Raw genomic sequence first — 21,684 nt, 5'->3', positions numbered from 1 at the left:
CCCTATGGACGGGGAGAACATAGTACAGAAGCTGAACCATTACGGCCGCCGGCTATGGCAATCCTGCTCCCTGTTCTGGCAATGGTGGAGCCGGCAGCTGCTTAGCCTGCTGCCTCCGCACCTGAGCCGGCGCCTGCTCGGCCAGAAACAGCGGCTCGCCATTTATCCCGGACAGGACGGCTACCGGCTGGCGCTGGAGCCCCAGGGCGAACAACTGACCCTGACCGGTGCGCCGGCCCAGGCCGACGCCCTGGACAGGCTGCTGAAGCAGGCGGACAGCACCCACCTCTGCCTGCCCGCCGGCGAGTTGCTATTCACCCGCATCTCCCTGCCGGCGGCCACCGCCGGCAACCTGGCCAATGTGCTGCGTTTCGAGATGGACAGGCACACCCCATTCAGTGCCGATCAGGTCTATTTTGGCTTCAAGGCCGCGCCCCGCGAGAAAGACAACCCCCAGCTCCAGGTCAGCCTGCTGCTGGCGCCCAAGTCCCAGGTGGACCCAATGCTGGCCGAGCTGGAAGAGTTGGGCCTGGCTCCCGCCACCCTCCATGACGCCGACCACCCGGAGGCGCCGGCCATACCGCTGCCGGTGACCCGAAGCGCGGCGGCACTCAAGGCCGGCCGGATGAAGAACCTGAACGGCGCCCTGGTGCTGGTGATGCTGTTCCTGCTGATAGCGGTTCCCCTCTATCAACGTCAGAATCGCATCGACTCGCTCGACGCCCAGTTGAATATTCCCAAACAACGAGCGGAGCAGGCTGCCGCCCTCAAGCAGCAGCTGGAAGAACTGCAGCAAAGCCGCCAGTTCCTGGCCCGGGAAAGGACGAGCCGGCCCGCCGTGCTGCCGCTGCTGGACGAACTGACCCGCCAGTTGCCCGACCACACCTGGCTCAGCCGCTTCGAACTGCTCGACGGCGCGGTGCAGATCCGCGGCGAGTCGGCCAATGCCTCCGAGCTTATCGGCCTGCTGGAAGCCTCCCCCCTGTTTTTTGATGTGCGCTTCAGCTCGCCGGTAACCAACAACCCGGCCACCAACAAGGACCGCTTCATGATCGACGCCCGCTTCGGCGAGGAGGCATCCTTATGAACCTGAACGCCCGCCAGCAGCAGGCGGCGGCCCTGGGGCTGCTGGTGCTGGTGCTGGTGCTGGCCTTCAGCCTGGTCATCAACCCCCTGCTCGGGCTCTTCCTGCAACAGGGCGCCACCATCGCCCAGCTGGAGGATCAGCTTAACCGCTACCAGCGGCTGTCCGCCGAGCTGGAGCAAACCGAGCAGGCGCTGCAGCAACTGCGGGCCGATACCCCAGACACCGGCCTCTACCTGCCGGAACGGCGCCCGGCGCTGGCCTCGGCCTGGCTGCAGCAACACCTGAACCGCCTGGTAAGCAACAGCGGCGGCCAGCTGGTGAGCGTGCAGAACGCGCCCCTCGGCAGCGAGGCCCCCCTGCCGGGGGTGATGCTGAGGGTACACCTGCGCGGCGAGCTGGACCAACTGGTGCCCCTGCTCCACGCCCTGGAGTCGGGCCGGCCCGCGCTCTTTATCCAGGGCCTGGTGATCACCGCCAATCCACGCCGCCCGGCCGTCCAGATCAACAGGAACATAGTGATACGCCGGCAGGATCCCCGATTGCGGCAGATCCCCTCGCTCGACGTTCGCTTCGATCTGATCGGCTACACCCAGAGGGAGGCGCTATGAAGCCCTGGTTGCTATTGCTGGCCCTGCCGGCGCTCTGGCTGCCGGCCAGCCGGGCCCAGGACGACGGCGCCCCGGCGCCGGGCTACCCCCCCCTGGAGCAGTTCGACGAGATCATCAACCGGCCGCTGTTCGACGAGAGCCGTCGGCCCCAGGCCGGTACCGACGACGAGGATCCCGTCAGCGAAAGCGCCGCCGCCATGCGGGAAAAGTGGCGCCTGACCGGGGTGGTGTGGGAAGGCGACCAGCAACTGGCGCTGTTCAGCGAACGCCAGGGAGAAGGGCGGGCCCGGCTCAAGGTGGGCATGTACCTGGATGGCGGCTGGCAGCTGGAGGAAATAGCGACGGACGCCGTGACCCTGAGCGATGGCGTCCAGAGCTTGCGCCTGGATTTGTGGGAGCCCCGGCTGCCCTCCAGCCGCCCCCTCGCCGACGAGCCGGCCGCCGAGGTTCCTGCCGGGCAGGAAGGCACCCCGGAAGCCGCGCCGGCCGAGCCCGGCGATGGCAATGGCGATACCGTCACCGAACCGGACAACAACAACGAACAGGGAAGTAGCGGGGAATCATCATGAGCAAGTTTCACCAGAGCAAATGGCTGTGCATCGGCTTCTCCTGCACCCTGCTGATCGCCTGCACCACCCCCACCGGGGACAGGGGCGCCCTCGACAAGCCCTGGGGCCAGGCCAGGGTGACCAGCAGCTATGACCCGGTGCGCCTCCCTCCCCGGGACGAAGAATTAATGCCCACCCCGGCAGACACCGCCACGGGGCCGGCCGCAAGCCCGGGTACCCGCAGCGAAATCTACCGCGGCTCGGGCAACTTCGTCCGGCTGGGGCAAACGGAAGAGGCCCCGCCTCCCGCGCCCGGCGACATCACCCTCAACTTCCAGGGCTCGGACATCGCCGAAGTGGTGAAGACCATACTGGGCGATATCCTGCAGCTCAACTACTCCCTCGACGAACGGGTGCGCGGCCAGGTGTACCTGCAGACCAACAGCCCCATCCGCGAAGAGGCCCTGCTGCCGACCCTGGAAAGCCTGCTGCAGACCCACGGCGCCGCCCTGGTGCACAGCCAGGGCCTGTTCAGCGTGGTGCCGGCCAGCGAGGTGCCGTCGTCCGCCCTCAACCCCCGGCTGGCGCCCACCGCCGAGCGGGGCTACCAGATGCTGATATTGCCGCTGCGCTACATCGGCGCGCGGGAAATGGAGAAGATACTGGAGCCGGTGAAGCCACGCCAGGGCGCCATGATGGTGGACGACAGGCGCAACATGATCACCCTGGTGGGCACCCGGGACGAGCTGCTCAACATCCGTGAAACGGTCAACCTGTTCGACGTGGACCAGCTGCGCGGCATGTCGGTGGGGCTGTTCCGGCTGCAGGCCAGCAGCGCCGACGTCATTGCCGGCGAGCTGCAGGCGATTTTCGGCGACGAGGCCGAAGGCCCGCTGGCCGGCATGGTGCGCTACCTGCCGATAGAACGGCTCAACGCCCTGCTGGTGATCACCCCCCAGGAGCGCTACCTGACCGATGCCCGGGTGTGGATAGAGCGGTTGGACAGGGCCGAGAACCCGCGCGGGCTGAACATGTACGTGTACCATGTGCAGAACGGCAAGGCCGATCACCTGGCCGAACTGCTCAACCAGCTGTTCGACAGCCAGCGCCGCAACCGGGGCGATTCCCCCCTGCCGCCGGCCAGCGCCCCCGGGGACGACGGCGCCCCGCTGCAAATCGCCACCGGCATCAACGCCGCCAACCTGGATGTGGGCGAGGTGAGCGTGATCGCCGACACCGAACGCAACGCCCTGGTGGTGATGGCCGCCGGCGCCGACTACGCCAAGGTGGAGCAGGCCATCAAGCGGCTGGATCAACTGCCGCTGCAGGTGCTGGTGGAAGCCACCATAGTGGAAGTAAGCCTGGAGGACGAACTGCGCTACGGCCTGCAGTGGTATTTCAAGAACAACCTGGGCGGCGGCCGCACCGGCGCCGGCGGCCTGGGCCCCATTCCCATCCCCACCGCCACCAGCCTGGCGGCCTCCAGCGCCAGCTACGAGGTGTTCAGCGCCAGCGGCACCCGCGCCCTGCTCACCGCCCTGGCCAGCGACTCCAAGGTGAACGTGATCTCCTCCCCCTCGCTGATGGTGCTGGACAACCAGAAGGCCCAGATCCGGGTGGGCGACCAGGTGCCGATCCGCACCTCGGAAACCACCAACCTCAACAGCGACGTGGGTAACGTCACCAGCACCATCCAGTACCGGGACACCGGCGTGCTGCTGGAGGTGACCCCGCGGGTGAACGCCGGCGGCATGGTGGTGCTGGAGCTTATCCAGGAGGTGAACGACGTGGCCGCCACCACCACTTCCAATATCCAGTCGCCCACCATCACCCAGCGCAAGATAGACACCCGGGTGGCGATACAGAGCGGCGAGACCCTGGTGCTGGGCGGCCTTATCCGCGAAAACAAGAACCAGGACAGCCAGGGCGTGCCCGGCATCCGCCACGTGCCGGTGCTGGGCTGGCTGTTCGGCAGCAGCGGCACCAACATCAAGCGCACCGAGCTGGTGGTGCTGATCACCCCCACCGCCGTGGCCAACCCGCAGGATGCCCGCGCCGTCACCCAGGAATACCGCCGCAAGCTGCAGGGGGTGGCGATGTAGCAAGGTGTGGAAGGCAGGCGGCCCGCCTGCCTTCCCACTCAGCGGGAAACAAAGGTAGCCGGCGCATTAGCCGCCGGCCGGGCGGCGCCAGGAGCACCAGATCCGGCTCGTGTCACACCATCGATACAGTGCCATTCTTTTCCTTTCCCTTAAAACTCAACCAGTTAGCCTTACCCCTCCGGCAGGCGTAACACCAGCCTAACACTTCCTTGCATTACCCCTCCTTGATAAACAGAAAAATCCTTACTTTTCAAAAACCTGAATAGCAGGCATGGAAAATGCTGTCTTGGGGTATCTCTCTTAAGCCGGAACATCCCCGGAGAGCCTCTGCCGTATGCAGGGTCCGGGCGGCCTTGTAGGGAGGGTACTAGAGAGCACGAAATAAGTGCCGACCCTTGCGGCAATCATGCCACAGAGCCGGAATGGTTATTTCAAGTCCTAGATCACTTCAGAGGAGAAAGGACATGAGCAGCTTACTATCCCGCTGCATAACGTCATTCAGGGGGCTGCTGCATCTGCTCGCCCTGCTGATGCTGACGTTGATCAGCTACCAGGCTTTTGCCATAGCGCCACAGCACGTCAACCTTACCTTCGAGGGTTGCAAAGGCAGCACCGCCAGCTATATCCCAACCCCGGGTGGCTTTATATGTAACGACAGCGAGTACACCACGGGTAACCTGGGCAAGGGCTGGAACGAACTGGATCTGGTGCCCCACCGGCTGACTACCTCATTGGGTAGCCAGACCGCGGCCACCACCACCTATGACCTGGCGGTTGCCGGCGATCATGAAAGGTCCGTCAGTGGCGGCACCGCCACCGGCTGGGATTTTATCTCGGTGCCGGTGGTCAACACCGCCCTGTCCCACGCCAGTTGCAGCATCGTCGTCGGAGCCATGCAGAAAACCGCCAGCGATGCCAGCATCTACCGCTCCATAAAGATCACCCAGAACAAGGGCACCACCTGCGTATTCGACTGGGTACAACGGCTGGCGCTGGGTTCCCACCTCTATCCGGGATCCTCGCTGCACTCCAACACCCTCAACGAGAACCTGGGTACCGCCGGTGTGGGTAACCGGGATATCTCCATTCCGGTAAAAGAGATACTGCCGCAGACCCTGGCTAAGAACATGTCCGCCACCAAGGACACCTTCTTTGCGTGGAACATCGTCAAGGACGCGAACCCGGCCAACCTGCACTTCTTCAATACCTGTGATGAAGCAAACGAGCTGAGCCAGGATACCTTTATTACCGTCACCTGGACCAAGATGGAAACCGAGGGCGGCAACGTCACCATTGTGACCAACATCACCGCCACCAACCCCTCGCACCGGGACATCATCATTCACCTGACCGATACCATCTACGGTACCCTCGGCGGTGTTGAACAGATCCTGGACACCAAGATCTTTGCCCCCACTACCATTCTGGCGGGCGAAAGCAAGACCCTGACTCATACCTTGGTACTGCCGGAGCATCAGGCCGGCGTCACCGGTTTGCGGGACAAGGCGGTCGCCACCTATGAGGATCCCATCTTCCCCGATGTGGTTATCTCCGGCGAGTTGACCGCGGAAGCCTCCACCGGCATCACTCCCAGCGGCAGCACCGTCAACGACAGCGCCGTTATTACCGATGTGGAAGCTATCACCGGTGCCGGCCTGAGCTTCTCCGTGGTGCAACACAGCGGCGCCTCCGGCAGCTTCAGTGGCCCGACCGCCAATGTGACCAGCTCGACCTGGATCTCGGATCCGCAATTCAATAGCGGCTTTGCCGTCTTCAGGAAAACGGTGCACCTGGATGAACCCAGGATCATCACCGACGGCGAGCTGTCCGATACCGCCACCCTGGTCGGCTCCGATGGTTTCGAAAAAGAGGCCAGCTTCAGCGTAGGCATCACCGCCGAGGCCGAAGTCGAGCTGACCATCGACAAGTCCATCGCCAACATACTGCAAGGAGCGGAAAGCGCCACCTTCTGGTTCGGTGTCTACAAGGTGGAAGGATTGACAGAAACCCTGGTCGACAGCGTCTCCATCACCTTCAACGCCGGCGAGACCAACAAGTCCGTCACCGTTTCCGGGCTGGAACCCGGCGACTACAAGGTGATCGAGCAGCCCGCCGCCGGTTTTGCCGTGCAGCAAAATAACCAGGAAGTGAGCATAGACCTGCCCGCCTGTTTCGGCATGGTCGAGTTCCTCAATAACGCCGTACCGGCCAAGGCGAAAGTGGTCAAGGTCACCCTTCCCGCCGGGTTCGAGGACGGCTGGGAGTTCACCCTGAGCGGTAACGGCGTGAATGAAACCAAAACAACAGCCGGAGGCATGATACTGTTCGACGCCCTGCTGGGCGAAGGCAACTACACCATAGTGGAAACCCCGCAGGATGGCTGGGATCTGACCAAGGTAACCAACCACGACGGCAGCCTGGGCAGTTGCAGCTTCAGCGTCAACCTGCCCGCCGATGCCGACAAGGTGTTTGCATGTACCTTTGAAAACACCGCCCGCAGCACCCTGATCGTGGAAAAAGTGGTGACAGGCAATCCGAACCTGGATCCTAACGGCACCTTCCACTTCACCGCCGACAGCGAAGCCCAGGAGCTGCTGCTGGACAGCCTGACCACCACCGCCTTCAATACCCCGGTATCGAAGAGCTACGAGGTCAAGCCCGGCTCCTATGATCTGAGCGAAGACGACCCCAGCGCCAACAACTTCAGCCTGGTGGCCATCGCCTGTAAGGACGAAAACGGTGTGGCCACCGGCCAGGTCAACGTTGGTCAACTCTCGGTATTCGATGTAGCGGTTGCACCGGGCGCCGTGGTCACCTGTACCTTCACCAACGAAAAACTGGCGGCCCCCGGCTTTATCGAGATCAGGAAAATCTCGATCGGCGGCGTCGATACCTTCGAGTATGCAGACAATGTCAACTCGGCCGACAGCACCGGCAGCTTCGACCTGACCACAGTGACCGAAGGCGTTTATGTGTCACGCTTCTTCGATAATGTGGAACCCGGCGTCTATGAGGTGACCGAACTGGATCCGACCCTGATCGGTTATGACCTGACCGACCTGGTGTGTGAGGATCCCAAGTCCGGCGTCAACAATGTCGGTACCTCGACCAACCTGACCAGCCGCACCGCCACCATCAGCGTGGACGACGGCGAAACCGTGGTCTGTACCTTTACCAACACCAAGCGGATCATGGTGGCTCTGTTGAAGCTGTTCAACGGCGTGGTCAACCCCGCCATGGACGTCAACTTCCGGCTGTATAAAGGCCCCGATGGCTTCGGCGGCACCCAGCTTGCCAGCGACAACACCCTGGGCAAACTGGATGGCCTGCTCACCTTCGGCGGCATCAAGCTGAAAGCCGACGGCACCTACACCCTGTGCGAACTGGGCATCCCCGCCGGCACCACCGCCAACTGGTACCTGGATACCGACGGCGACGGTGTGGGCGATATGGCGCTCAGCCCCTACAACCCGGATAATCCGGAAGACGAGGGCAACCGCTGCATCGACTTCGGCGCAGGCACCGATCTACTGGTGGAACCGGGCGACACCCTGCATCTGGTGGTGGACAACGTCAAACCGGAAGGCGATCGCCGAACCCCCGGCTACTGGAGCAACTGGAGCACCTGCACCAACGGCAACCAGGTGAAAACCGCCGAGAAAAACGGTGGCTCGGCCAATGGCTACTGGCTGCTGGACGATGTACTGCCGCTCAGCGCCGGCAATGTGGTGCTTAGCACCTGTGCCGATGCGGTGAATGTACTGCGCCACCGCAGCATCACTACCGGCAAGGTGATGGCCAGTTTCGCCGACTTCAAGCTGGCCCGCTCCCTGGTGGCCGCCAAGGCCAATATCGCGGCCGGCGCCAGCCAGTGCGCCAATACAGCCGCGACCATCGCCGCCGCCGACGCCCTGCTGAGCGCCGTGGGCTATGACGCCAAGTCCGGCAAGATCGGTAACAAGCATCCCCAACGCCAGGCAGCCACCAACCTGCATGGCATCCTGGATGCCTATAACAACAATATCTGCTTCTAAAGCGGCATAAGCAAAAACGGCGGGCCCTTGGGCCCGCCATTTTTTTTTGATGCCGCTATTTATTGCGACCGTTGCCCTTGCCAGTCGACCCGCTGCTTTCCTGGGCCTGCAGTTCTATATAAACGCTGGCGCTGGCACTGCCGCCCCGTCCATCGGAAATGGTATAGCCGAAGCTGTCCGTCGTCTTCAGGTTGTTCCTGGGGCTGTAGCTCAGGGTACCGTCGCCATTGAGGGTGACGGTACCACGGGCCCCCTGCGTCACCGATACCACCGCCAGCTTGTCTCCATCCGGATCATAATCGTTGGCCAGCACGGCTATCTTTACCGGCTCCAGGCTGGTCAGCACCTGGCTGTCGTCCACCGCCACCGGGGGGCTGTTTTTGACCTCCGGCTCCTGCACCGCATTGACTGTTACCGTCACGCTGGCGCTGGCGCTACCGCCCCGTCCATCGGAAATGCTGTAGTTGAAGCCGGCGGTGCCGCTGAAGCCACTGGCGGGAGTGAAGGTCACGGAGCCGTCGGCATTGAGCCTGGTGCTGCCATTCTTGACTCCGCTTATCGCACTCACGCCGATGGCATCGCCATCCGGATCGGAGTCGTTGGCCAGTACCTTGATGGTCACGGCGCTATCCTGCCGGGTACTGGCGCCGTCATTGACCGCGACCGGTGAGTTATTCACCGGCTCGGTGGGCCCAGGGGCTGGCTCGGTCATATCACCGTCCACCACGTAAGTGACGCGGGCCGACTGACCATGGGCACCGCTCTGTGCCGTCACCCGGATATCATAGAAGCCGGGGGCCGCACTGGTATCCGAAGTCACTCTCAGGCTGGTCGTCTGAGTTTCACCCGGCGCCAGGGTCAGGCTGCCACTCAGGGTGAAGGCGGACCAGCCATCGGGCCCCTGGGTGTGGAAGTTAAAGGTATTGTTGCCGCAACCACTGCTGTCGTTATTGGTCAGGCTGACGCTGTAGGTCACCCGGGTACCGGCTTCTACCCACTGGCTTTCTCCCGGGCTGATGCTCAGGGTAGGCGCAGAGGGCAGGCAAACACTGCCCTGGCCGCCGCCGTTCAGCCAGACGGAAACGCCGGCCCGGCTGCCGTCGACCCAATCGGTAGTGACACTGACCCCGGCCTTGTCGTCGGCAAACAGCAAACCCGCTTCCAGTGCCGGATCGCTAAAGTCGGAATTACCGCTGCGGCTGCCGGGCGTCATGTCCAGCAGGTAATTCGAGCCCCGCTGTCCCTGCACCCCTGTGCGTACCACCAGGCCGTTCTGGATATTGGCGTTGGAGGCCAGCACGGCGTCGAACCCGACGGGCTCGCGGAACTCCGCGTAATACCAGGACTGATTACCCTTGTCGTCCACACCGCGCGGTATCTTCAATACCCGGGGTCCAGGGCGATCGGAGGCATAGCCTTCCAGCGTGTACTGGCCGCTCTTGGTCACGGTGATCACCTCGCCGGCGTCGAACCAGTTCAGCCATTCTTTCTGGAAGGGGCTGTAGTGCCCCCTGCCGGCGCCCATGACGTCCACACCATCGCCGTACTCCACATGCTGGCAACTGCCACCGATTACCCCGGCGCCGCATTCCAGGCCATGGGCATGGCCCAGACCCAGGTTATGGCCAAACTCATGCGCCACCAGGTTCCAGTACATACGGCCGTTCAGCAACATGGACGAGGTGTAGCCCCCCACGGAGGCGGAGCCGGAAAACGCGCAGGCGGTCGTGTAGGGAAAAGCGTAAACAAAGCGATGGTAGGCGGTCAGATCCACACCGGCCGCCTCGGCCTGGTTCCGCGCCTCGCGAATGATATCGCCGGACACGCAGCTGCTCTTGCTTAGAGGCAGGGTGAACCAGCCTTTGACATCGCCGCTAAGCCAGGTCCGGCCATTGGAGTTTTCCTTAATGAAATTGTTAGTTTCATTAAACACCACCGAGCCGACCTGCTCCCGGGTCCAGGGCATGGCGGTGTCATCGGCAAAATTGACCAGCAGCACCAGGGTTTTTTGCTCTCCCATGGCCGCCGAGCTGGCAAGGGCATCACCTCCGTTGCTGCCTCCATCGGTTCCGCCACCCTGGGCCAGAAACAGCAGGTTCTGCCCGGCTTCGGTCACGAAGAGCTGATCCTCCGACTGCCCTTCACCACTGAGCAACAACCCGTTGGCCTGTACCCGCTTTCCCGTTTCCAGACCCGCTTGGGCAACATCCATATGCAGGCCTACCCGCTCACCCCGCTCGGTGATCAGGTGATATCGCAGTTGATGGCTACCGTCCTCAAAGTCCAGATAGCTCTGCTCTATGACCCCTTCGATAAGATGTTTCTGCTCGAGCTTCTCCCGTACCCGGGGAGGCATGCCCTTGACCTTGTCAGCCGGCAATAACACCGGAAACACCTCGGCCGGCGCCTGCTCGGCCAGTGCCAGCAACAGCTGCCGCCGTTCTTCAACCAGGGACAGCATCAGGTTGTCGTCCTGTCTTCCCGCCGCTTTCGCCATATTATTTAGCGACAGGGTGTACGCCATGGCCAAACGCTTGGGTTCACTCGAGGCTTCATTATGATGAGACGGATGTTGATGACCATGATGATCCGGCGCGGCGAGGGCGGGCAATGAGATGCTCAGCACAGCGGCAATACCGCCGGCCGCCAGAATACGGGCAATAGCAGGCCTGGAGAGGCGCATTGGTTTCTCCCAAAAATTAAGCACAAAAGTCCCTGCCCCTTAAATGGAGCCATTCAAATCTTTAGTAACGAATTGCTTACCAAGACGGCAGCCAAACTGCATTTGATTCAGGCCGGCAATAAGAAACTCAAATGGTTCTCTCTTGACCGGACGGCGGGCACTATAGCACGGGGATTTGGCGATTTTTTATTCCCTATTGGTATAAAAAAAGCCACTTTGACTAAATAAAACGCAAAAGGAGTCCATTGGAAATGATAACAAAATGTTAAGTTCCGGATATTAATGGCATTATTAAACTGTTTATTTTTTAATCACTTAGATTTCACCCACCACGGCTAACCTGGAGTTAAAGTCAGTTTTTGTCATACGCATTCTCAATTGAAACATATCCAGCCATAGCCTTTGGTGCCAACATGGACGACATGGCTGTTTGCCTCATTACCGGTTATCGACTAAAGAGGCCTCATTTAAAGCCATCACCGAGATCCCTTCTTTTATTTATGCCTTTCGGCAGTCTCTTATGGTTAACAGTTTTCAATATCCATAAATCCTTTATAAATCAATGGATATCGCCATCCCTTGCGGACAGGGTGTATCAAAATCGTAACAGTCAGTGTTTCCCCACACATCATAAAAACAATAAATACCTTAAAAATCAAAATCATATATTTATGGCACAGGTGTTGCTGAAAGTACCTTGTCTTGTCCGGTTAACGGTTTTTATACCGCGCTTTCCTTGGGAATCCCCCATGCCATTGGGAGCCTGCCTCGTCGGCAAGGTTGACACAGGGAGGTGTATTTTCTGGCTCCCCTCCCGATTCGGGTACCAGTAAAGCCGGACAGTGGTTTAGCTGTGCATAGCAACCTGGCCGTGGGCTTTTGGTAAATTTTCCGCTCTCCCCAGGCTGAATCCGACGCCGGGCCTTCGGAAGGATCGAATGTCCGGGACTCTTGTGCGCCGGGGCATAAGCCCCGGCTTGGAGGTGTAACATGCGAACACTTAGCCTGATAAGCAGGTTCCCGACCTGGATACTGGGGGCCTTGCTGTGTATGGGGTCGCTGCCGGCCTTGTCCAGCAATCATGTCGATCCCGTCGATCAACTCGGCTTATTTGAGCTGGATGGTAATGCCGTTCAGGACAATCTTGCCTCACCTTTCAACGGGGACGATTGGGAAACCCTTTACAACAACGGCCAAAATAATGGCGGCTCCCCCGGAGTCTTTACCGGTATCAATCCCGATCCGGCATCCCCCCATGTCATCTTCTCCGGGGGGGTGAAGGACATCCAGGATATCTCCACCGAACAAAAGGGGACAAAGGCCTGGTCCTGGACCACCGGCTCGGTGCCCGACAAAAACGACATCACCAACGCCTATGCGGCCTCCTATACCGATGGTGAAACCGGGGATCGCATCATCTACTTCGGTGCCGATCGCATCAGCAACAACGGCGACGCCTTTATGGGCTTCTGGTTCTTCCAGGACGAGGTCAAGCGGATCGACGGCGGCACGTTCAGCGGCAAACACCGCGACGACGACGTGCTGGTACTGGTCAACTTTCCCCAGGCCAGCAATGCCCAACCCCTGATCCAGGTGGTGAAATGGGACAGCAGCTGCGATGGCAAGGGCGCCAACAAAATCGTACAGAACAATCCGAAAAACGGCGACTGTGTGGCCAATAACCTCCGCCTGGTCGCCGGTACCTCCGGCGCCGGTGCCATCTGCGGCAACGGCGGCATCCCCGAGGCCTGCGCCATTACCAACCCCGGCACCATAGCATCCCCCTGGCCCTACACCTCCAAGGACGGCTTCGTCAATCAATTCCCCTACGAAACCTTCTTCGAGGGAGGCATCAACATTACCGCCTTGCTGCCGGAAAGCGACGGCTGCTTCGCCAGCTTTATGGCCGAAACCCGTTCCTCCAGCTCCTTTACCGCCGACCTGAAGGACTTTGTGCTGGATGAATTCCCGGTATGCGCTACCGATATCACCACCGAGATCCACTCGGGCAACAATCATGACATTGATATTCAGAACACCGCCATCGATGCCGGCACCGGTATCCACGACCTGGCCCTGATCACCTTCAGTGGCCCCAGTGGCCTGAACGTGCTGGGTACCGTCACCTTCGACACCTTTGCCGCCACCTGTAGCGAGCTGCTGGATGGCCAGGGTGAACCGAAAGTGCCCCTGCCGGACAGCCTGGCTTCCTACATCGTCAACGTGGATTACGACCTGGCAGGCAACAATACCCTGATGGTGGAAACCAACGGCTGGACCAACGGCAATACCGGCGGAGCCCTCCCCAGGGTCGATACCGATTTCCCGGCGCCGGGTCCCTTTGCCTATCTGGTTCGGTTCGAAAGTGCAACCAGTGGTATCCCCGACTCCGACTATCACTGCGAGCAGCTTAACGTGAACCAGCTGACGCCCACCGTGGTTACCCGTATCCACGAAGGTTCTGTCTCGGTTGTCAACCATCCGGACGTGGATATCCAGGGCGGCACCGTTCTGGTGGGCACCACCATCCACGACCTGGCCGAAGTCACCGGCGCCAGCGGCCTGCTGCCTACCGGCACCGTCAGCTTTGTCTTCTACGACAACCTGACCTGTAACGGCAACGTACTGGCCACCCACGGCAACAAAGCCCTCAGCGGGGCGGGAGTGGTGGCCACCGCCGAGTCCAACGACTTCAGCACCGTGGGCTATCTCTCCAACGCCGATACCCGGGGCCTGTCGATCAAGGCCAGTTATGGTGGAGACACCAACTATGCCCCGGCCCAGGCCGCCTGCGAACCGCTTACCGTCAGCAAGCGCAGCCCCAGCATCGAAACCCATGTAATACTGCTCGACCGGGCCAAGGTGGAAGGGGACGGCAATAGCATAGCGGGGGTAGGAGACCCTGGCGGTGTCGTCGACTTTGTTATCTATAACAGTAACAACTGCACCGGCACTCCGCTGAGAACCGTCAACAATGTGCCCCTGGCAGTGGTCAATGGCGATCTGATTGCCCGCCTGGCGGCAAACGACGAGGTGATCGTCAGCGCACCGGACACCACCAGCTACGTGTCCTACAAGGCAACCTATAAGGGAGACAATAACTACAAATCCGTGGAACACGCCTGCGAGGTGGTCGCGGTTACCCTGCCCGCTAAAACCACGGCCAATTGATAATACCTGGTGGCCAACAGCAAAGCGGTGGCAATATGCCACCGCTTTTATTTGGTTTACTTACCGCCCTTTCCCTTGCCGGCACCACCGCCACCGCTGTCGGTGGTGTTCAGGTTAATCCTGACCCTGGCCTGGGCCTGATGGCGCCCGTTGGAAATCTGGTAATCGAAGCTGTCACTGTTTTTGAAGCTGCGCGCCGGGGTGTAGCTCAGGCTGCCATCGTCATTGACCTGCACGCTGCCTTTGGCACCCTGGGTCACTCCCACCACCCGCAAGGGGGCATCGGCCGGATCCCAGTCGTTGTGCAATACAAAGATGGTGATGGGCGCCACCCTGTCCATGACCGCATCGTCATCCACCGCCACCGGCGGCAGCTCCCCGGCAACAACCTCATAAACCAGCCCAGCCTGGCGCTGGCCATCCTGATGCAAGGCGCTGAGCGTCAGCCCGTAAGCACCCGGATTGCTCCCTGTGGGGGAAGTTACCGCCAGGGTCGTTTCCATCACGTCACCCGGCGCCAGGGACATCAGGCTGTCGGCCAGTTGCAGCGACCAACCGGCCGGACCTTGTGCCTCAAGCGCAATATCCATGCTGCCACAGCTGGCATCATTGGGGTTGGTTACCCGCAACTGGTAGTTCAGGGTTGTTCCTGCCCCCCCTTGCTGACTGGCCGGAATGGGTTCCAGCACGGGCTCCTGCAAGGAGCAGGGCTGATCAAACAGCCGGATATCGACCATCGCCTCGTCGGCATCCACCCGCACCGGCGTGATTTCCAGCAAGCCTTCCGGATCGACAAAGGTTCTGCCCGCTTCCAGCGCCGGATCCCGGGTATAGAGATCGGCATTGGTTTCCGGCGTCATATCCAGCAGGTAAACCCCGTTGGAACCACCACCCTCGTAGTGCACCCGAACGTTGATGCCATTGACGATATTATGGGCATCCATCATGCCGCCCTTGATAAAACCATCGAAGCCGACAGGCTGGCGGTATTCCAGGTAGTACCAGGTCTTGCGACCATTCTCATTGATATTTTTCAGTACCCTAAGCGCCTTAACCCCGGCTCTGGAATCGGCCACCGGTATCAGACTGTACTGCCCGCTTCCGGTTACCGTTACCACTTCCTGCTCGTCCAGCCAGCCCAGCCGGCGCTTTTGCACCGCGTTGAAATGGCCGGAAGGGGCCCAGCCCATCACGTCCAGACCATCGCCGTATTCCAGGTTTTGGCAGTTTGGCCAGGGGGAGCTGCCCACGGACCCGCCACCAGGCCCCACACTGGTTCCGTCGGAACACACCAGTGAATGGGCGTGCACCGTGCCCAGGTTATGGCCAAACTCGTGGGCCATGGTAGTCAGGGTCAGGCTCTGGTTAATCCAGGCGTGGGAGCTGGTGCCTCCCACCGTGGCACTGCCGGAAAAACCGCAGGCATTACGAGGAAACACATAAACAAACCGCTGGTAGTTGGCCACCGCCACGCCGGCGGCGGACGCCTCGGCCTGGGCCTGGCTGGCGAGGGTGTTGACATCACACTGCTGGCTCGACAGCGCCAGGGTAAACCAGCCGGCTACATCCCCCTTCAGCCAGGCGCGGCCATAGGTATTTTCCAGGTAGTAGTCGTTGACCTGGCCGAATACCAGATCCCGGGCAAATTCCCTGCTGTAGGGTTGCTCGACCTTGTCGGAAAAATTCACCAGCAATACCAGGGTCTTCTGCTCACCCAGGCTGGGCCCGCTGGTTGTGGTTCCCGAGCCGGTAGAGCCGCCGTCGCCTCCGGTATGCAGGATTTCCAATTCGGCATCGACCACACCGGCATCAACCGTTGAGTCTTCCATTTTCGGCAATAACCAGCCCCTGGCCTTGACCCGGCTTCCGTGAGGCAGTTCGGACTGCGGTTCAGTCCCGAACAGCGTAACTGCATTACCTTGCTCCGTTACCAGCCGGTGCAGCAGGCGATGGCGGCCGTCGGCATAATCCTCGTAACGGGCATCCAGCTCACCCTCAACCTCGAAGCGCTGCTCCAGCCTGGACCTGACTTCGTCCGGCATGCCTTGTTGCTTTTCCGCGGGGATCACCGCCCGCAGCACCGCTTGCGGATGTGTTTCGGCCAATTCGGTCAGCAGCAGCCGTCTCGCTTCGGCCAGCTCAACCAGCCTTGCCAGGGCGCGGGGTTTCTCCGCGACAGTGGCGGCCAGCCAGCGCTGTTGCTGCGCCAGCAGGGCCCGGGTATGTTCCTCGGCCTGCTGCCTGGCCTTTTGCCTGTCCGCTATGGTGATGGCTGCGGCAGGCCGGTTTTGGTGTTCCGCTTCGGCCAGGGCCGGCAACGGCATACTCAGCGCGGCGGTGATACCACCGGCCACCAGGAAATAGGCAATAGCAGGCCTGGAGAGGCGCATCGGTTTCTCCCAACAATTAAGCACAAAAGTCCCTGCCCCTTAAACAGAGCCATTCAAATCTTTATTAATGGATTGCTTGCCCAGGCGGCAGCCAAACTGCATTTGATTCAGGCCGACAATAAGAAACTCAAATGGTTCTCTCTTGACCGGACGGCGGGCACTATAGCACGGGGGTTTGGCGATTTTTTATTCCCTATTGGTATAAAAAAAACCACTTTGACTAAATAAAACGCAAAAGGAGCCTATTGGAAATGATAGTAAAATGTTAAGTACAGGATATTAATGGTATTATTAAACTGTTTACTTTTTAATCACTTAGAATGTAGCCATTAATGACTCGTCCCGATTCGGGTCAATTTTTGTCATCTATATTCTCATATGGAACATGGCAGATGTGCGCCACGTAAACGGGCGCCTACTGGGAGATCGGGAATTGCGCACGCAAAGGGACGCCTACTGGGGGATCGGGACTTGCGCACGGAAAAGGGCGCCTACGGGGGGAGCGGGATTTGCGCACGCAAAGGGGCGCCTGCAGGAGCGGTGAGCAGGCCATTGACAGGAATGTTGAATTGGAAGGATCAGTGTTCATCCCACAGCTCTATTTTCCGAAGGCAATAGCAGCGGGGATAATAACGGCAAAAGGTATGGTCTCCGCAGTAATAACAGACTCGACAGAGCCTCTTGCTGTCACCATCGGCTTCCGGTGGTTTCTTCACTCTCGCGTGTCTCATGGTGTAACACCTTTGCCCAGTTACGGCTGCTTCGCGGGTTCGCCGCTATCAGGAAACAAAGCAATTTTTACACCATTTCAAGCAACAGCAATGGAATCAAATACTTTCATCAACCAGCCAAAACGCGCCCAGACAAAAGTGTTAAGCCCAAGAGACAGTCTCACTCCTTCTTCGAATCCAGCAGCTGGTGCTTCTCCATCAGCCGGTACAGGGTCATCCGCGATACCCCCAGCAGTCGGGCGGCGGAAGACACGTTGTTGTGGGCATGGAGCAGGCCGCGCTTGATGGCCTGCACCTCGGCCTGATCCCTCGCCTGCTCCAGGGTGGGCAACGTCCGGCTGGCCTCGGGGCTTTCCAGCCCCAGATCGGCGGCGGTGATCAGCCGGTTCTCGGTCATCACTATGGCCTTGCGCACCCGGTTGATCAGCTCCCGCACGTTACCGGGCCAGTCGTGCTGGTTCATGGCGGCAATGGCCTTGCGGCTGAAGCCCCGCACCTTGTGGTGCTGCCCCTCGGTAAACTTGCGGAAAAAGAAATTGGCCAGCAGTTCTATGTCGCCTTCCCGCTCCTTGAGATCCGGCACTTCTATGCTGAGCACGTTCAGCCGGTAATAAAGATCCTCCCGAAAGCCGCCATCCTTGACCTCTTCTTTCAGATCCCGGTGGGTGGCGGCAATGACCCTGGCGTCTATATACAGGGTTTCGGTGCCCCCCACCCGCTCTATGGTTTCTTCCTGCAAAAAACGCAGCAGGTTCACCTGCAACGGCAGCGGCAGATCGCCGATTTCGTCCAGGAACAGGGTGCCGCCCATGGCGGCCTCTATCCGGCCTATCTTGCGGCAGTGGGCGCCGGTAAAGGCGCCTTTTTCGTGGCCAAACAGCTCCGCCTGCACCAGGTTTTCGGGCAGGGCGCCGCAGTTGAGCGCCACAAAGGGCCCCATCTGCCGCCGGGAACGCTGGTGAATGGCGCGGGCGATCAGCTCCTTGCCGGTGCCGCTGCTGCCGGTGATCAACACGGTGGCGTCCACCCCCGCCACCTTGCGGATCTGGCTGAACACCAGCATGATGGCCGGGCTGGCCCCCACCATCTGGCATTCTTCCCGGTAGCGGCGCTGCTCGTATTCGAGATCCCGTAATTGCTCCAGCCCGTAGGCATGGCCCAGGGTGGCGGAAAGATAACGCCCCTTGTCCCCCAGTGGCAGGGTGTAATAGTCGAAGAAATAGTCATGGATCAACTGGCTGAGAGCGCCCTTGTCGACCTTCTCCGACTCTACCAGGGCTATCCAGTTGATCGGTGGCGCTTCCTCCACCAGTTGTTCAAAGGCCAGCCGCTGCTCCTGGTCAAGCTCATCGAAGCGGACAAGAGCCACCTGGAATTTACAGTCGTATACCGCCGCCCTGGCTTCCTGAACGGAGTTGACCCGCACCACCAGCCAGTCTTCCAGCAAGGCGGCGATGTCTTCTCCCTTGCCCGGGGAAAGATGAAGGTAGAGCACCTTTCTCGGCGCGGGTTTGTTATCGCTTGCCCTGCTTTGGTGTTCTGCTTTGGTTATCATCGATCTGTGGCCCGTCCTGGAACAGATACCCACTAGTTTAGTACAAGCCGATGCCCTCACCCGGAAAAACCCCGTCCTCGGCTGGCCGGAGCGGACATCCGCCTTCTATATTAATGAATACGTGAACCCAGGGATGGTCATCATGTACGGCAACTATTTCGGCCTTAACGATCTGCCTTTTTCCATCGCACCGGATCCCCGTTACCTCTATCTCAGCCAGCAGCACCGGGAGGCGCTGGCTCACCTGCAATACGGGCTCAGTTGCCCCGGCGGTTTCGTGCTGCTCACCGGCGAGGTCGGCACCGGCAAGACCACCGTCTGCCGCTGCCTGCTGGAGCAGGTGCCGGAACAGACCGACCTGGCCTTTATCCTCAACCCCAAGTGCACCGCCCAGGAGCTGCTGGCCGCCATCTGCCAGGAGCTGAACATCGCGGTGCCGGAGCAGGCCAACCTCAAGCAGCTGACCGATGCCATCAACCATCACCTGCTCGACACTCATGCCCAGGGGCGCCATGCGGTGCTGATCATCGACGAGGCCCAGAACCTCTCCACCGAGGTGCTGGAGCAGATCCGGCTGCTGACCAACCTGGAAACCAACACCCACAAGCTGCTGCAGATCATCCTGCTGGGCCAGCCGGAACTGGCGGACAAGCTGAAACTGCCGGAGCTGCGCCAGCTGTCCCAGCGGATCACCGCCCGCTATCACCTGAGCCCGCTGACCTTCGCCGAAATGCAGGCCTATATCGCCCACCGCCTGTCGGTGGCGGGCATAGAGGCCTCCCTGTTCCATCCCAACAGCCTGCGCCGGCTCTATCGCCTGACCCGGGGCATCCCCCGGCTGATCAACGTTATCTGCGACCGGGCCCTGCTCGGCGCCTATGTGCAGCGGCTGCCCCGGGTGGATCTGGCCACCATGAACCGGGCGGCCACCGAGGTACTGGGCAAGCCGGCAGCCCGGCCGAACAGGTGGCCCTGGGCCCTGGCCGCCTGCCTGCTGGCGCTGGTGATCGGCGCCGCCCTGTCGGGCTGGCAACGCTGGCTGCCGGCCCCCGGCATCGCCCAGCTGTCTCAGGCCGCACCGGTCGAAGAGGAACCACAGGCCCCGCCTGCCGAGATAGCGGCCGAGGCCGCACCGGCCGCGCTTGCCGCTGCTCCCCCGCCGGAAGCGCCGGCGGTACCCCCTCCGGCCGCCGAGCCGCCAGCCGCGTCTCCGGGCCCCCTGGTGCAGGAATTCTGGCACTGGCCGGCGGGGCTGGGCACCGATGTCAGCCAGGTCATGGCCTACCGGCACCTGTTCACCCTCTGGGGGCTGGATTACGATCCCAACGAGCACCCCGTGGTGTGCCGGTTCGCCCGCCTGCACCAGCTGGACTGCGCCTTTCAGGACGCCAGCCTGACGACCCTGCGCCGGCAAAACCACCCGGCGGTCTTTCGCCTGGAGCATCCCGAGGGGGGAGCCGTTTACGCCACCCTGACCCGGATCGAGGGCGAGCAGGCCGAGGTGATGCTGGGCGGGCAGGTCAGGAGCCTTCCCCTGGCCGAACTGGAAGCCCACTGGCCCGGCAGCTATGTGCTGCTCTGGCAACCGCCGCCCCAATACCAGGCCCCGCTTTATCCGGGGAGCCGGGGCGAGGCCGTCACCTGGCTGGAACGCCACCTGGCATCCTGGCAAGGCCGGGCGCCGCGCCGGCAACTGCTGCGGTACGACGAGCTCCTGGCCGGCGATATCCGGGCCTTTCAGCGCAGCAAGGGGCTGGCCGAAGACGGCATCTTCGGCCCGCAGACCGGTATCTATTTCAGTGCCAGCCTGCTGGAAGGCCTGCCCCGGCTCAGCGGACCCCAGGAGGAACCCCGTGTCCTACATCCTTGATGCCCTGAAACAATCGGAGCGCCAGCGCAGCCGCCACCCGGCCGAATCGGGCCAGCCCCTGCCGCCCGAGCCCGGCGGCCCGGCGCGGATGCCCTTTTATCGCCGCTGGTGGTGGTGGCTGCTGGTGATCCTGGTGCTGGCGCTGCTGGCGGGATACGGGCTGGGCAGGATCGGTTCGGGCTGGCTGGAACTGTCCCCGGCGCCGCCCCTCCCTGCTGCCGGCGAACAGCAGGCCCCCCAGGCAGAAGCAGAACCGGAGCCCGCGACCGCCGCCCCGCCGGCGCCAGTGGCGGAAAGAGGCCCCATCATTATCGACTCGCCGCCGGTACGCATACTGGTGGACGATCCCCCAGCGCTCAGCCTCACCGCGCCCGGGCCGGTCACCCCACCGGCGCCACCTCCGGCCTCCGCACCGGTGGTGGCGCCGGCACCGCCCGAACCGCCCTTCGATCCGGGCGTGCCGGACCTGCGCGAGCTGCCGGCCAATATCCGGGCCCGCCTGCCGGCCCTGACCCTGTCGGTGCACATCTATTCGGCCACGCCGGCCAGCCGCATGGCCAATATCAACGGCCAGATGCTGCGGGAGGGGCAGCAACTGGGGGCGCTGCAGCTCAGGAGCATCACCCCCAGGGGGGTCATCCTCAGCTTCGAAGGGCAGGAATTTCATCTTAATTCGGTAGGAGGGTGAGGGGCCTCCTGCGCTCCAGGAATGGCGGATATATGGGGCGCGGGCGGCCCGCCCGCATGAACCCGGCGCCGTGGTGGGGTGGTCCACTGAAGTGGACCCTACCGCCAGGTCGTTGTAGGGTCGAATTTATTCGACCAAAACACGGCACCGGTGGTGGAACGCTCCCTGGGGCGCGGGCGGCCCGCCCGCAGGGATGACCACATCCATCTTTCCCGCT

General features: G+C 61.5%; 11 protein-coding genes. 8 read left to right on the top strand and 3 right to left on the bottom strand.

The window, feature by feature from the left end:
• The first annotated feature begins 4 nt into the window (after positions 1 to 4).
• From AN401_RS19355 to AN401_RS19335, 5 genes are all read left to right on the top strand, one after another.
• A complete protein-coding gene (locus AN401_RS19355) occupies positions 5 to 1,087 on the top strand; it encodes a type II secretion system protein GspL (RefSeq protein ID WP_096780235.1) in 1,083 nt (360 codons plus the stop codon).
• On the top strand, positions 1,084 to 1,695 hold the full coding sequence (gene gspM / locus AN401_RS19350; RefSeq protein ID WP_094039021.1) for a type II secretion system protein GspM: 612 nt from the start codon (positions 1,084 to 1,086) through the stop codon (positions 1,693 to 1,695). Before AN401_RS19355 ends, gspM begins: the two co-directional genes overlap by 4 nt.
• Positions 1,692 to 2,264: a hypothetical protein gene (locus tag AN401_RS19345; protein WP_176442013.1), complete on the top strand. Its 573-nt coding sequence runs from the start codon at positions 1,692 to 1,694 to the stop codon at positions 2,262 to 2,264. Before gspM ends, AN401_RS19345 begins: the two co-directional genes overlap by 4 nt.
• Positions 2,261 to 4,345, top strand: coding sequence for a type II secretion system secretin GspD (gene gspD / locus AN401_RS19340; RefSeq protein WP_096780234.1), 2,085 nt, complete (start codon positions 2,261 to 2,263; stop codon positions 4,343 to 4,345). The genes AN401_RS19345 and gspD overlap by 4 nt, the downstream gene beginning before the upstream one ends.
• A gap of 464 nt (positions 4,346 to 4,809) precedes the next feature.
• Positions 4,810 to 8,379 carry an MSCRAMM family protein gene (locus AN401_RS19335; protein WP_096780233.1) on the top strand — a complete coding sequence of 1,190 codons (3,570 nt, stop codon included), beginning with the start codon at positions 4,810 to 4,812 and terminating at the stop codon, positions 8,377 to 8,379.
• A 55-nt stretch (positions 8,380 to 8,434) separates the two neighbouring features.
• On the opposite strand, the gene AN401_RS19330 is transcribed toward AN401_RS19335, so the two are convergent.
• Positions 8,435 to 10,903 carry an Ig-like domain-containing protein gene (locus AN401_RS19330; RefSeq protein WP_198401777.1) on the bottom strand — a complete coding sequence of 823 codons (2,469 nt, stop codon included), beginning with the start codon at positions 10,901 to 10,903 and terminating at the stop codon, positions 8,435 to 8,437.
• Positions 10,904 to 12,130: 1,227 nt separating this feature from the next.
• Between AN401_RS19330 and AN401_RS19325 the strand changes: the two genes are divergently transcribed.
• Entirely contained in the window at positions 12,131 to 14,233 is a 2,103-nt protein-coding gene (locus AN401_RS19325) for an Ig-like domain-containing protein (RefSeq protein ID WP_157772339.1), read from the top strand.
• Between the two features lie 56 nt (positions 14,234 to 14,289).
• On the opposite strand, the gene AN401_RS19320 is transcribed toward AN401_RS19325, so the two are convergent.
• A complete protein-coding gene (locus AN401_RS19320; RefSeq protein ID WP_096780230.1) occupies positions 14,290 to 16,623 on the bottom strand; it encodes an Ig-like domain-containing protein in 2,334 nt (777 codons plus the stop codon).
• Between the two features lie 891 nt (positions 16,624 to 17,514).
• Positions 17,515 to 18,909, bottom strand: coding sequence for a sigma-54 dependent transcriptional regulator (locus AN401_RS19315; RefSeq protein ID WP_096780229.1), 1,395 nt, complete (start codon positions 18,907 to 18,909; stop codon positions 17,515 to 17,517).
• Positions 18,910 to 19,051: 142 nt separating this feature from the next.
• Between AN401_RS19315 and AN401_RS19310 the strand changes: the two genes are divergently transcribed.
• Together AN401_RS19310 and AN401_RS19305 are read left to right on the top strand one after the other, a co-directional pair.
• Entirely contained in the window at positions 19,052 to 20,779 is a 1,728-nt protein-coding gene (locus AN401_RS19310; protein WP_096780414.1) for an ExeA family protein, read from the top strand.
• Positions 20,763 to 21,467, top strand: a complete 705-nt coding sequence (locus AN401_RS19305) for a general secretion pathway protein GspB (RefSeq protein ID WP_096780228.1) — start codon at positions 20,763 to 20,765, stop codon at positions 21,465 to 21,467. The genes AN401_RS19310 and AN401_RS19305 overlap by 17 nt, the downstream gene beginning before the upstream one ends.
• Positions 21,468 to 21,684 lie beyond the last annotated feature (217 nt).

This window comes from Zobellella denitrificans, assembly GCF_002407485.1.
GTDB classification, from domain to species: domain Bacteria; phylum Pseudomonadota; class Gammaproteobacteria; order Enterobacterales; family Aeromonadaceae; genus Oceanimonas; species Oceanimonas denitrificans.
The sequence above is the reverse complement of the archived record's forward strand: the minus strand, read 5'-3'. Positions and strand labels throughout refer to the sequence as shown.